The sequence below is a fragment of the Maribellus sediminis genome, from assembly GCF_011799805.1.
In the GTDB taxonomy this organism is placed as follows: Bacteria; Bacteroidota; Bacteroidia; order Bacteroidales; family Prolixibacteraceae; genus Draconibacterium; species Draconibacterium sediminis_A.
Map to the genome: position 1 here is coordinate 1,043,253 of NZ_WXUB01000002.1, position 12,857 is coordinate 1,056,109.

Here is a 12,857-nt window from a genome sequence, read left to right on the forward strand (position 1 = left end):
AAAAATAGCTAATAAAAAACGGAATCCACTTTCATGAATTCCGTTTTTCTATTCTTGCTATACTTACTATAATTCCTTATTTAACACCGGATATTTCTTAATTAAACTATCCAGTTCCTCCAGAATTTCGGTTTTCTTATCCGCGAAAAGATTTCGATAATAATCGATACCGTCAAACAGGTTCTTTTTAAATTTCTCGAGGTTACGTTTTTCTTTCACGTCATCCATGTTGTTCAGAAATTTCTCCACCCGTTCTTTAAAAATGTCCAGGTACATATTCATTTCCTTGATAAACATATTCGGACGTGGCATTTTATCCAAAATATTTGTTCGTCCGTAAATGTGGTCTACCATTTCTTTCAGGGAGGTAATTTTTGAAAAATAAGCCAGGTTTGGTCCCGGACAAACCGTTACCTTTTCGCTTTCGGCTACTTTCATTCCCTTCGAAATTTTGGTAGAAGCCCCCAGACCAACACACAAACATTCGGGTTCAATAATTTTATCGTAGGCTTTTTTGTATTCGGCTTCCGGCAAATTCAGGGCCTGCAAGTCTACAAGTTTCTTTTGCTGGTATTCGCGCGACGAAGTACAAATAGGTTTTTCGGTGTATTCGGTATTGTACCTTAAAAATCCCTTTGTACAAGGAGTTCCGGCTTTTCCATTGGCAGCCAGTTCCAGTCGGCGCACACTCATCGATGCTCCTTTAATGCTGTTAAAAGGCACACCCAGCGGCGACAGTCCACTAAAATAATAGTCGTTTTCTTTTCCTTTGGCCAACAGGTTCATGGTATCCGTATCAATACTAATCACCTCAGGAACCAGCATAAACGGCGATCCCCACCCCACGCTGTCCATATTGTAATAATCGAGTAAAAAATTGTGTTCTTCATTGTTGCCGACTCCACCTTGCGCTGAAACGATCAATTCGGGTTCAGTTGCAGGTTGCGGCAGCGATTTTTTCTCGAGTGCCGCCTTATAAGCTTCCAAACAGGTATCCAGTAATTGTTGCCTGTTTTGTTTGAATTCTTCGAGTATTGGACCGAACAAAACACCATTTGTCGGGAAAGCATGTCCTCCACAGTTCACGCCCGACTCAATACGGTATTCGCTGATCCATAATCCTTTTGCTGCCAGCATTTTTCCCTGTACCAGGGCTGACCTGAAGTCGCTTACTTTTAATATGATCTTCTTTTTAATCAGTCCTTTTTCGTCAGGAAAGAAATCTTCAAAGTTTTCAATATAGCTGTATAAGCGAGGGCTCATTCCAGCTGACAAAACCAGCGAAGAACTTAACTTACTGTTGGCAAATCCACGCAAAGCAGCGTGTGCGTCGTTATACTCGATAGGCAAATCTACTCCGTCTTTCTGGTTCACCTGGTCGAGTTTGGTCATGATGTTCACATCGATAGAGCCGGGAAACAGGAATTCTTTTACCCGTTTCGAAAAATCCTCAGCTGTCTTTCTCCCCTTTTCGCCTAAATTCAGTTTATTTTTTAACGACGATGTGTCGGGTAGTAAATCGAGGTATTTATCCAGTTCACTACCGGTATTTAACACTGATTTTTTTAGTTCATCGAACTTTCGTTCAACGATTTCTTCCACCACATTCAGGTACGAAGTAATTCGTTTAGCTCTAAAGTCATCCACCTTTTTTGAGATGGCCTTAAAAGGCATATCAAATTTGTGGCAGTAAAACTCGCGCATCTTCTCCATCAACGAATCATCGACTAATGAAATTACCGATGAAATACCAAATGGTGCAACATTTATTGGAGTATCAATTGAATATCCCACACCCAAAACCGGGATATGGAATGAATGTCCTTTAATTATTCTCATTGCAATTTAACTGTACTGTTTTTTACGGTTTAAAGTTTCGCGTCCGATCTTAATTTCTTTAATGTTGCCAAAGGAAATAAGATTATCGATAACAAATTGCAACTATTGGTGCATTGACTTTTGAAATCACCAGAAGTCCTTTATTTTGAATGGTTCTATAAAATTTAAAACCCATTTAGTCGAAAGTTACAATAACCACGTCAGAATTTACAATTGACCGATTGGTCATTTTTATACAAAATTATTTGGAATTTAGAAACTTGCTTTTTAACTTTGACCGACCGTTCAGTCATAAAAACAAAAAAATGCCAAAGAGTCAGGAACAAATCGACGATATCAGAAAACAAAAGAAGCAGTTGATCATGGATACGGCGCTGGAATTATTTGCAGAAAATGGGTTCCACGCCACATCCATAAGTCAGATTGCGAAAAAAGCCAAAATATCAAAAGGACTCACCTACAATTATTTCGACAGCAAAAACAAAATCCTGGATGAGCTAATGAACCAGGGTTTTAATGAAATTTACGATAATCTCGATCTGAATAAGGACGGCATTCTTACTGAAGATGAATTCAAATTTTTTATAAGCGAGAATTTCAGGCTGGTACGCGAAAACCTGCACTACTGGAAATTATTTTTCTCACTACTCTTACAACCACAGGTTTCGGTGGTTTTTGCCGAACAGTATAAAGAAAAAGCCGAGCCTCTGTTTCTTATGTTCTACCAGTTCATTGTTTCAAGTGGCAGCAAAGATCCTGAAAAGGATTTGATGGCTGTTGCATCAATGATTGAGGGTGCATTTTTGTACATAGTAGCCGCACCTGATGTATTCCCAATCGATAAAATGGAAGAAGCAGTTATCGACAGCTGTCTGAAAATCATAAAAACAAATTAAAATCAAAGTCATGAACTTACCTACAAACTACTGGCATAAACTAACTTTTACAATCCTGCTGCTTGTCGGTGCCTTCGCAGGAAAATCTCAGGAAATTAATATCTCAGAAATTGTTCGGCAGGCCGATGAGAAATTCCGCGGCACGTCGAGCATTGGTGAACTTACGATGATCATCGAACGGCCAAGCTGGTCGCGTACGGTTTCCATGAAGAACTGGACACTGGGAAATGATTATTCACTCATCTATATCACCGCCCCGGCTAAAGAAAAAGGCCAGGTTTTTCTGAAACGCGATAAGGAAATGTGGAACTGGGTGCCAAACATCGAACGCATGATAAAAATTCCGCCATCGATGATGATGCAGTCGTGGATGGGATCGGATTTTACAAACGACGACCTGGTTAGAGAATCGTCGATGGCCGACGATTATGATCAAAAATTACTGGGAGAAGAGGAGTTGGAAAGTTACACCTGCTACAAAATAGAGCTAATTCCCCACGACGATGCAGCAGTGGTTTGGGGAAAAGTAATCATGTGGATCTCGAAAAAAGAATTACACTGGCTGAAAGCCGAATTTTACGACGAAGACGGATACCTGGTTAACACCGAAATACTAAGCGACATTAAGCAAATGGATGACCGCGTAATGCCGACACGCCTGGAAATGATCCCTGCAGATGAAGAAGGCAACAAAACGATCATGATCTTCAATAAAATTGATTTTAATGTGGATATCAAGGAGAGTTTTTTCTCTCAGCAAAACATGAAACGGATAAGATAGCTTCGTCACTCTGTTCATCGCTAAATCCTGCCATAGAACATTTGCACACACGATTTTGCGAGCGACGAAGGAGCGTGGCCAACTTAATTTTGAACTCAAAACAACGATATGAATACCAATATAAAACTCGCCTGGCGCAACCTGTGGAGAAACAGGCGGCGAACGATCATCGCGATTTCCTCCATCGTATTCAGCGTTCTGCTGGCATCGTGGATGCGATCGATGCAGGAAGGCTCGTATGATAAAATGATCGAGAATTCTGTGAAATTTTATTCGGGCTACCTGCAGGTGCAAGACACAGCTTATTGGGATGAACGCACACTCGACAACAGTTTTAAGGCGTCAGACGACCTTAAAAACCAAATTGCCGGGATAAAAGATGTAACCCTGGTTGTCGACCGGATGGAATCGTTCGCACTGGCGGCCAACAACCTGAAAAGTAAACCGGCCATGGTTATGGGAATTGAGCCTGAAGCTGAAGACCAGATCACAAAGATTTCGCAAAAAGTAAAAAAAGGCCGTTTCCTTAAACAGGGCGACAAAGGTACCATACTGGGAGAAGGCCTGGCCAAATACCTTGGACTTGAAGTTGGAGACACGCTCGTTATGATCAGTCAGGGTTACCATGGAATTAGTGCCAGCGGATTATTCGAAATAGTGGGTATTCTCTCCCACCCAAACCAGGAGTTCAATAACCGGATGGTTTACCTCGATCTTCAGACTGCCCGTGATTTTTATTCGGCGTATGGATTATCGACTTCACTGGTGGTGATGACACACAACCATTACGAAGTAAAACACATACAAAAAGAAATTGCGAAAATTTTGCCTGCCAGTAACCGGGTTATGACCTGGACAGAAATGCAACCTGACCTCGAACAACTTATTGAAAGTGACCGTGGCAGTGGAATCATCATGCTGGGAATTTTGTACATGGTGATTGCCTTTGGCATGTTCAGCGTGGTTTTAATGATGGTGAAAGAACGTTCGCGTGAATTTGGAGTGGTACACGCCGTTGGTATGCAAAAAACAAAACTGGCGGTCGTTGTATTCTTCGAAACCATTTTTATTGGATTTATTGGCTGTTTGGTAGGACTGATCATCAGTTACGCCTTCTGCCTTTATTTCTATTTCAACCCAATTCCTATGTCGGGCGATATGGCCACAGCTTACGAGCAGTATGGCATGGAGCCCTACCTATTCTTCTCGCTGAAAGCTTCGCTCTTTTATAGCCAGATGATACTAGTATTTCTGTTGAGTATGTTTATTTCCATTTTTCCAATGTGGAATATACATCGACTTAGAATCACAAAAGCAATGCGTTCCTGACTTAGTTTACAGTTGGCAGTCGCAGTATGCAGTTAAGAGAGTTTAAAATGAAAAACAAAAACCAAATGAAGAAAGCGTTGACAGTAAAAGTCGGAATATATACTTCCAACTTCGGTCTTCCTGCTTCATTCAAAATTTATTGATATGATTTGGTCAATAGCCTGGAGAAACGTTTGGAGAAATAAGGTGCGAAGCATCATTATGATTGTTGCCATTGCGCTTGGGCTGATTGCGGGTGTTTTTGCCACCGCATTTATGCAGGGAGCCGTTGATGCCCGCATCGAATCGGCAACGCATTCTGAACTGGCTCACCTACAAGTGCACGCTCCCCACTTTCAGGACAATAACGAAACCGGACTTTACATGTCGGGCGTAAATGAACTCACCCAAAAAATTGAAAACATCGATAAAGTTGAGGCTGCCAGTTACCGCCTGATCGCTGAGCCATTTATTATGGCTGCACACGGTACCGGCGGAGGCAAAATGCTGGGAATTGTTCCTGAAAAAGAAAAACTGGTAACGGATATTGCCGAAAAACTGGTGGATGGCACTTACCTTGAAAAAACAAGCAGAATGCCCCCGATCCTGATCGGCGAAAAACTTTCGAAAAAGTTGAAACTGAAAGTCGGATCGAAACTGAACGTTCAAATGGTGGATATCAACGGCGATCTTTCTTCGAAAGGATATCGTGTAGGCGGGATTTACAAAACGGTAAACACCGGATTCGATGAAATGACACTGTTTGTAAACTATGATGATCTGAGAAATCAGCTGGGCTTACAATATGACGTGGCGCACGAAATCGCCATGATCTGTGAAAGCGGAGAGGAAGTTGATGTCGTAAAACCTGAAGTTCAACAAATAGCCGGGAACAACATCGTTAAAACCTGGAAAGAACTGAGCCCTGAAATGTCGCTGCTAACCGAATCGATGGATGAATACATGTACATTTTTATCATGATCATTTTGCTTGGGCTGTGTTTTGGCATTATCAATACCATGTTGATGGCGGTACTGGAACGGGTAAAAGAAATCGGGATGCTGATGGCGGTTGGAATGAACAAACGCAAAATATTCTGGATGATTATGCTCGAATCAGTTATGCTGACATTTTCGGGAGGAATTGTTGGCGTGGTGTTTGGCTCCCTGATCACGAAGTTTTTTGAAACCCGACCGATTGATGTTTCAACTTTCTCTGAGGGCCTCGAGAAATACGGATATGCGACACAAATTTACACCTCGCTGCAAAACGAAATGCTGGTAACCATCACGGTTCTGGTAATTATCACCGGAATGATTTCAGCTGTTTACCCGGCACGGAAAGCTTTGAAACTGAATCCGGCGGAAGCAACGAGAACGGAGTGATGGAGGACTGAAGGAATGATCAGTTGAAGGACTGAAGGATTGCTCCAAGCTAATGGCTCGCAGCTTGTAGCTCGAAGTAAAACTAAATTAGAAGTGAAAATAAAAACAAAAAATTACATAAAATGAAAATAATCAACATAACAAACCTGCACAAGATCTACAACAGCAACTCAGTATCAGTGCACGCTGTAAACGGGATTGATGTTTCGTTTGAAGAAGGCGAATTTACGGCCATTGTTGGTCCGTCGGGTTCAGGGAAAACCACCTTGCTCAATGTTATCGGCGGATTGGATGATGCCACCGAAGGAAGCGTAGAAATTGAAGGTGTAAAAATCAACGAATTATCAGCCCGAAAACTTACTGATTTCCGAATGAAGAATATAGGTTTTGTTTTCCAGGCTTATAACCTGATTCCGGTACTTACCGCAAAGGAGAACGTGGAATTCATTATGCACCTGCAAGGCGAGAAAAAAGCAGCCCGCGATGCCCGAACCTCTGAACTTTTAAAAGCTGTTGGGCTTGGCGAAATGATGGACCGACGGCCATCGAAACTTTCGGGTGGGCAACAACAACGTGTTGCGGTGGCTCGTGCGTTGGCTTCGAAACCCAAATTTGTACTGGCCGATGAACCCACTGCCAACCTCGATTCACATTCTACCGAGAACCTGCTCGATATTATGGAACGACTTAATAAAGAGGAAAAAATTACGTTTATATTTTCAACACACGATCAGCGGGTGGTAAACAAAGCCCGGCGTGTGATCACCATCGAAGACGGGAAAATAATAAACGACATTACAAAATGATCAGAACAGCAGGAATATTGATTTTAGTAGGTTTGATTTCGATTTGCGCATCGGGAAAAGAAACAAAACGTGCCGACCTGAATACGGCCGCCAATGCAAGTTACCTGAGCTCCCTGGAAAAGGAAGTTATATACGAGATCAATCTCTTCCGATCAAATCCTGCCAAATATTCTGAACTATATATCGCACCTCTGGCAAATTATTACGACAGTAAAATTCTGCGTTATCCAGGTGATAAATCTATTCGTACCGTTGAAGGTGTCCGCGCTTTGAATGAATGTGTTCGCGAACTAAAAAAAATGTCGTATAAACCCATTCTCAATCCCGATAAAAGTCTCTCGTTGTCGGCCCGGGATCATCAACTTGACCAGCAAAAAAGCGGTTTGACCGGGCATACCGGAACGGATCATTCCAATTTACGCCAACGCATCGAACGTTACGGTACATGGCAAACACGCATTGGAGAGAACATTGCCTACGGCAATAGCAATGCCCGCCAGATTGTCGTTTTCCTGTTAATTGATGACGGAGTAAGAGATCGAGGTCACCGGGCTACACTTCTAAATCCCGATTTTAAAGTGGTTGGCTTGGCCTGTGGAAAACATCCGGTGTACGAAACCATGTGCGTGCTCGACTTTGCCGGCGGCATGATTGAAAAGTAATGAGTAGTAAAATGAGAAGGGAAAAACATATCTGCAACTTAGATTGTGAAACTTTTAAATCGAAGCAAATTTGTTTTAAAAAGCTTCCGACATGGATCAGCAATATGTACCCCCCGGCTTACTCCGGAGTTTCCTTGAAACTACCGGCTCCAGCCGTCCCCCTACGAGTAGGGGGACAATTGAGGCCGCAAGCTCCGATTTACGGAGCGAGGCAGAAACAGAGGGTACTTATCTTTTTGGCAATTCTCCTAATTATTTTTCTTCCGTTCAACTCAAATGCACAATCCGATATTGATTTTAACGGCTATATAAAAGATCTGGGGATGTACTATCATCCGGTGGAACCTGTGCCGGTTTCCGACGACAAAGCATTGGATTATCTGATTTTGAATCAAATACACAACCGCCTGAATTTTCGCTGGTTCGCCAGTTCCGAATTAACTTTTGCACTGGAAACCCGGAACAGGATCTTTTTCGGGCAAATGATCCGCGAATTTCCGGATTATGAGTCTTTCATAAACCAGGATAATGGCTATCTCGATCTTGGATTTATACTCATTTCTCAGGACAGTTGGTTTATGCACACGATGCTCGATCGCGCCTGGATGGATTACACGAGTGGAAAATGGCAGATTCGCCTGGGGCGGCAGCGAATAAATTGGGGAACCAACCTCGTTTGGAATCCCAACGATGTTTTCAACACCTTTTCCTATTTCGATTTCGATTATGAAGAACGCCCGGGAACTGATGGGATTCGAATTCAATATTACACCGGCGTAACCTCATCGGCCGAACTGGTTTATAAGGTCGGGCATAATAACGATGAGACTGCCATTGCCGGAATGTATCGTTTCCTGAAAGCCAGCTACGACATTCAGTTTATGGGTGGCTGGGTTGGCAAAGATTACGTGCTTGGAGGCGGCTGGTCGGGCGATATCAAAGGCGGAGCCTTTCGTGGTGAGGCCACCTGGTTCAGGCCGCGCGATAAAAATGATGCAAGCAACTTCGAAAGTTTTGTGGCCTCAATATCGGGAGATTATACCTTCAAAAACAGCTTGTATGTGCATGTTGCAACGCTTTACAACAGTCATGGCACCACGGGCGATGCAGGAGGTCGTTCTTTCTTTGCCCCCGATATATCGGCCAAAATGCTTTCGCTTGGGCGATACCAGCTATTTGCACAAACCTCCTACCCCATTACACCACTCTTTACCGGTAATATTTCAGCCATGTTAAATCCCAGTGACGGATCTTCTTTTATTGGACCTTCGCTTACCTATTCAATTGGTAATAACTGGGAGCTGATGCTCAATGGTCAGTTGTTTTTTGGAAGAAGCGGCACCGAATACGGCGACTATGGCCAGGCGGTTTATGGCCGGATTAAATGGTCGTTTTAAACTTCTCCAGCAACGCCTCACCTTTTCCAAATTCAGAATCCGTAGTTAAGAATTATTAACACTCCGCTCTCGATATAGTAACTCAAAACCTTGCTTTACAGACATTTTAGTCTTAAATTGAATGGTTATTTAAATTATTCATTATTAAATATTTAAGCCATGGGATTAGTAATCGTTCCTTTAAAAAAGGATAAACTCGATGCCTGGAAAACGTGGGCCGAATCGCTTAACAATGAGCAGAGTGAGGAGTTTAACAGTTTTAACAAAAAGTATGGACTAACACGACATGATGCGTGGTTAGCAGAAACACCCGAAGGACCAGTTGTAGTCGCCTTACATGAAGGTCCCGGAGCCGAGAGTTTTATGCAGGAGGTTGGAAAATCAAATGATAGCTTTGAAGCCAGCTTCAAAGAAAAACTAATGGAGTTTCACGGTATGGATCTTTCTGGGCCACCTCCAGGACCAATGCCGGTTAAAATGATTTAATGTATTAGGAAATGATTCAGGGATAAATATCTGGTCAATTCTGAATAACTCCCTTTTCACACACCTGAACGGACAAGCTCCAAAACCGCAATTCAAGAAATTAATAAAACAAACGGTCATGAAAAACTGGGAGTATTTGTTTTTAACTGCCGAGAAACTGGATAAAGTTTGGCGTCCGAGATTTGTAAACGGACTGGAACTGGAACAATGGGATACCGGACCAAATCTTTACGACTACGCGAACATTTTAGGCAAAAAAGGTTGGGAACTGGTGACTGTAAACTGGCAGGCAAAAGAAGACATGACCCATCACAGGTTCGTTTTCAAAAAAAGACTGTAAACAGAAATGGATATATTCCCCGATACAATTTAGATTTTAGAATCCGAACTCAATTTCCTAATGGCTCATAATTACCTAATTACCAAAGCGTAACCGCAATTACTTCTTCCATATCATCTTCTCGTTCCCTTTATACAAAAGGAAAATATCGATCGAATGTGAATAACGAATATGATTATTGCATACATTTGAGCACGAAAGATAAGCGGGAGTAGCTCAGTGGTAGTCCCGAGTACTCGGGATCCCAAGCTGTGGGTCGCATAAAACAATAGGCGGGAGTAGCTCAGTGGTAGAGCATCAGCTTCCCAAGCTGAGGGTCGCGGGTTCGATCCCCGTTTCCCGCTCTGTAATAGCTGTACCAAGCACAATTTATATCTGTGGATTTTTACGTTTACATATTATATTCTGATTCCGCTGACGCCTATTACAAAGGGCAAACAACTGATTTACATGATCGTAAACACAGACATAACAACGAATACGAGAAAGCTACAAAAAAAGGTGCTCCCTGGACGCTTATATGGTGCACACAGAAACAAACACGCAGCGAGGCTCTGTTACTGGAGAAAAAATTAAAAAACCTGTCAAGAGAAAAAACAATCCGATTCATTGAGAAATACGCAGAAGAGTCGCGGGCCCTGACGCTCAAACTGGGTTTGAGATCAGGATGCTGACCAAAGCGTCAGTATTCGATCCCCGTTTCCCGCTCTTTAAAACAAGCGAATAACCTTAAGCATCTTTCTTTAAAAATTACAGGATCTGCGGACGTGTTCAAATGAATTAGTTAGGGATTTTACAATTGAAAGTTGGAAATAAAACCACCTGTCCATCCATCCATTTCAATGAGTAATGAATGAATGGACATTTAGTTTTGAACTAAGAATTTGAAGTTTACGCGTGAACCGCTTTAACGTGCTCAACTACCATGTCGGTTTCTCTTGTGAACTCATCATAATCGAGTTGAAGTCCATTTACATAAGCACTCCATCCTGATGTTGACTTGGCAAAATGCAGAGCTTCTTCAATTTCTTCTTCAGTCGCACCATGTAATTTAGCTATTTCCGTATGAAAATAAGCGCAATAACGGCACTTAGTTACAGCTGAAATAGCTATTCCAATCAATTCACGGTACTTGTTTGGCACAGCACCTTCTGCCAAATGAATACTTTTAAATAGCTCCCACTCTAACTCAATTGTTGCTTCCGGTACTGCTTTGAACATTGATGGAACAAGTCCAAACATTTGTTCGATTTCATTAAATACTGTTTCCTTACTCATTTTAGTTCCTCCTCTTAAATAATTAATAATACATGGCTGAAATATAAGTTACAACTTATTTTAAAGACAATAAGATGTTTTATTCTAATAAATGTTAATTCACGCGTAAATAGGAGGTAACCCATCAAAGTTTTTTTTCATCGAATATTTATATCCTCAGTCAGATGAGCTATTAAAAATTATCGTTGGAAAACTATTTTGAATAGAGAAGAAAAATGGGGAAAGCGATTGGACGCTTTTTGAAGATGATTGATAATTTACAAACCCCTAAACACAAAACCAATCATAGATACAGAAGTCGCTTTCCCCTTGCACTTATTTAAACCAACAACCAGGCCACAAAAGCTTAACTTCTGAACCTAAACAGTTTAACAAAATTGTAATTTTCGAGGACGTCTCTCTCTGGGAAATTTTTGCTAAAATGGGGCTGTATGAGTCGAAAATAGGCACCCAAACTAGCTTTACAATTATTAACATACTTATTAGTATTTTATTTTGAATTTTGTTGTTCAGCTGCGATTAAAACCTTAACTTGATTCATACTAAAGATATTAAGACATGTTTAACCTATTTAAAAAACTAAGTGGTGTTTTGATTATTGTAGCAGTAATTGGAATGCAATCCTGCGATAAGGATGATAGTATTTTAGAAACTGCGGAAACGCAGACTGAACTAAAAAATGCTGTGATGAATACGTTTTACAGCCAAAGCGTTTCTGTTGGAAATGGAGTGGCACGAGCCTGGATTAAAACGACAAAAACAGGCGATCCTCTTGAAGTTGGAATAGATTTAAGCGGTAAGGCTTTAATGAATTTACCTGAAGAACCTGTTCAATATGTTCTTCCTCTTCCCAAAAACAAGGGGAACCACTTTTATAACCATGTTCTTTTCGATTGGAATCCTGTAGGGCATGAACCTCCGGGAGTATACGATTTGCCTCATTTCGACTTTCACTTTTATATTACCTCGATTGAAAAACGAGAAGCAATTCCACCAATGAATCCTCCGTATTTTGATCCTGCTCCTGACAGTATGTACATACCTGCAAATTACATGGAACTTCCTGGTTTAGTTCCGGCAATGGGTGCACATTGGGTTGACTCAACTTCATCAGAATTGCCTCCGATCCTCGAAAAATTCACAAAGACATTCATTTGGGGATCACATAGCGGTGAATTTATTTTCTGGGAACCAATGATTACCAGAGAATATCTTATGACTATGCCAAATGATACTATTCCAATACCTCAACCTGAAGCCTATCAAAAAGATGGTTGGTATGCAATGGATTACGTAATTACCTATTCCACCAGACCCGAAAAATACACAATTGCCCTGGTCAATTTGGAATATAAACAGGCACAATAGTTTTATTAGATACAGATATTGTATGTAAAACCATGGTTCTACAACAATTTACGTGTATTCCTACATTAAAGGTCACTCAGTTGCTGTGACCTTTATTTTTTTTTAGAAATACAAGGATAATTCAATAACGTAATGAAAGTAAGTAACTAAATTACAACGCATATCGAAGTAAAATTTGCATATTCCTTCAATCCCATAATTGAACAACAAGAGGACTGGAATTCCAAATCGGGGAAAGCCTACAGCCCAACTACGAACATAAACACCTATATTTCTGCATGTTACAATTAAGGCATCATATTTGCAATTA

General features: G+C 41.3%; 13 protein-coding genes and 1 tRNA gene. 12 read left to right on the top strand and 2 right to left on the bottom strand.

Features of this window, described 5'->3' with window-relative positions; genetic code table 11:
• Window positions 1-66: 66 nt before the first annotated feature.
• The gene (locus HFD85_RS10555; protein WP_167608809.1) at window positions 67-1,839 is read right to left on the bottom strand and encodes a hypothetical protein; all 1,773 of its coding nucleotides are present in this window, start codon (window positions 1,837-1,839) and stop codon (window positions 67-69) included.
• A 305-nt stretch (window positions 1,840-2,144) separates the two neighbouring features.
• Between HFD85_RS10555 and HFD85_RS10560 the strand changes: the two genes are divergently transcribed.
• From HFD85_RS10560 to HFD85_RS21905, 11 genes are all read left to right on the top strand, one after another.
• A complete protein-coding gene (locus tag HFD85_RS10560) occupies window positions 2,145-2,735 on the top strand; it encodes a TetR/AcrR family transcriptional regulator (protein WP_167608813.1) in 591 nt (196 codons plus the stop codon).
• A 10-nt stretch (window positions 2,736-2,745) separates the two neighbouring features.
• Window positions 2,746-3,516, top strand: a complete 771-nt coding sequence (locus HFD85_RS10565) for an outer membrane lipoprotein-sorting protein (RefSeq protein WP_167608816.1) — start codon at window positions 2,746-2,748, stop codon at window positions 3,514-3,516.
• Between the two features lie 108 nt (window positions 3,517-3,624).
• Window positions 3,625-4,845: an ABC transporter permease gene (locus tag HFD85_RS10570; RefSeq protein ID WP_167608819.1), complete on the top strand. Its 1,221-nt coding sequence runs from the start codon at window positions 3,625-3,627 to the stop codon at window positions 4,843-4,845.
• Window positions 4,846-4,989: 144 nt separating this feature from the next.
• Window positions 4,990-6,210: an ABC transporter permease gene (locus HFD85_RS10575; RefSeq protein ID WP_167608822.1), complete on the top strand. Its 1,221-nt coding sequence runs from the start codon at window positions 4,990-4,992 to the stop codon at window positions 6,208-6,210.
• Between the two features lie 122 nt (window positions 6,211-6,332).
• Window positions 6,333-7,016 (top strand): ABC transporter ATP-binding protein, encoded by a 684-nt coding sequence (locus tag HFD85_RS10580; protein WP_167608825.1) that lies wholly within the window; start codon window positions 6,333-6,335, stop codon window positions 7,014-7,016.
• Entirely contained in the window at window positions 7,013-7,678 is a 666-nt protein-coding gene (locus HFD85_RS10585; protein ID WP_167608827.1) for a CAP domain-containing protein, read from the top strand. The genes HFD85_RS10580 and HFD85_RS10585 overlap by 4 nt, the downstream gene beginning before the upstream one ends.
• 236 nt (window positions 7,679-7,914) lie before the next feature.
• On the top strand, window positions 7,915-9,075 hold the full coding sequence (locus tag HFD85_RS10590; RefSeq protein ID WP_167608830.1) for a hypothetical protein: 1,161 nt from the start codon (window positions 7,915-7,917) through the stop codon (window positions 9,073-9,075).
• A 159-nt stretch (window positions 9,076-9,234) separates the two neighbouring features.
• Complete coding sequence (locus HFD85_RS10595) at window positions 9,235-9,561, top strand: hypothetical protein (RefSeq protein ID WP_167608833.1); 327 nt, start codon at window positions 9,235-9,237, stop codon at window positions 9,559-9,561.
• Window positions 9,562-9,679: 118 nt separating this feature from the next.
• Window positions 9,680-9,901, top strand: a complete 222-nt coding sequence (locus HFD85_RS10600; protein ID WP_167608836.1) for a hypothetical protein — start codon at window positions 9,680-9,682, stop codon at window positions 9,899-9,901.
• A 272-nt stretch (window positions 9,902-10,173) separates the two neighbouring features.
• A tRNA-Gly gene (locus HFD85_RS10605) sits at window positions 10,174-10,245 on the top strand.
• A 33-nt stretch (window positions 10,246-10,278) separates the two neighbouring features.
• A complete protein-coding gene (locus tag HFD85_RS21905) occupies window positions 10,279-10,575 on the top strand; it encodes a GIY-YIG nuclease family protein (protein WP_167608839.1) in 297 nt (98 codons plus the stop codon).
• Window positions 10,576-10,792: 217 nt separating this feature from the next.
• On the opposite strand, the gene HFD85_RS10615 is transcribed toward HFD85_RS21905, so the two are convergent.
• The gene (locus HFD85_RS10615; protein ID WP_167608842.1) at window positions 10,793-11,179 is read right to left on the bottom strand and encodes a carboxymuconolactone decarboxylase family protein; all 387 of its coding nucleotides are present in this window, start codon (window positions 11,177-11,179) and stop codon (window positions 10,793-10,795) included.
• A 558-nt stretch (window positions 11,180-11,737) separates the two neighbouring features.
• Here HFD85_RS10615 and HFD85_RS10620 point away from each other — a divergent pair.
• The gene (locus HFD85_RS10620) at window positions 11,738-12,547 is read left to right on the top strand and encodes a DUF5602 domain-containing protein (RefSeq protein WP_167608845.1); all 810 of its coding nucleotides are present in this window, start codon (window positions 11,738-11,740) and stop codon (window positions 12,545-12,547) included.
• Window positions 12,548-12,857 lie beyond the last annotated feature (310 nt).

Excerpts from the sequence above, each read along its gene's own strand:
- HFD85_RS10595 (WP_167608833.1), top strand. The coding sequence starts at position 9,235 with ATGGGATTAGTAATCGTTCCTTTAAAAAAGGATAAACTCGATGCCTGG.
- HFD85_RS10580 (WP_167608825.1), top strand. The coding sequence starts at position 6,333 with ATGAAAATAATCAACATAACAAACCTGCACAAGATCTACAACAGCAAC.
- HFD85_RS10620 (WP_167608845.1), top strand. The coding sequence starts at position 11,738 with ATGTTTAACCTATTTAAAAAACTAAGTGGTGTTTTGATTATTGTAGCA.
- HFD85_RS10575 (WP_167608822.1), top strand. The coding sequence starts at position 4,990 with ATGATTTGGTCAATAGCCTGGAGAAACGTTTGGAGAAATAAGGTGCGA.
- HFD85_RS10560 (WP_167608813.1), top strand. The coding sequence starts at position 2,145 with ATGCCAAAGAGTCAGGAACAAATCGACGATATCAGAAAACAAAAGAAG.
- HFD85_RS10570 (WP_167608819.1), top strand. The coding sequence starts at position 3,625 with ATGAATACCAATATAAAACTCGCCTGGCGCAACCTGTGGAGAAACAGG.
- HFD85_RS10600 (WP_167608836.1), top strand. The coding sequence starts at position 9,680 with ATGAAAAACTGGGAGTATTTGTTTTTAACTGCCGAGAAACTGGATAAA.
- HFD85_RS10585 (WP_167608827.1), top strand. The coding sequence starts at position 7,013 with ATGATCAGAACAGCAGGAATATTGATTTTAGTAGGTTTGATTTCGATT.
- HFD85_RS10555 (WP_167608809.1), bottom strand. The coding sequence starts at position 1,839 with ATGAGAATAATTAAAGGACATTCATTCCATATCCCGGTTTTGGGTGTG.
- HFD85_RS10615 (WP_167608842.1), bottom strand. The coding sequence starts at position 11,179 with ATGAGTAAGGAAACAGTATTTAATGAAATCGAACAAATGTTTGGACTT.
- HFD85_RS10565 (WP_167608816.1), top strand. The coding sequence starts at position 2,746 with ATGAACTTACCTACAAACTACTGGCATAAACTAACTTTTACAATCCTG.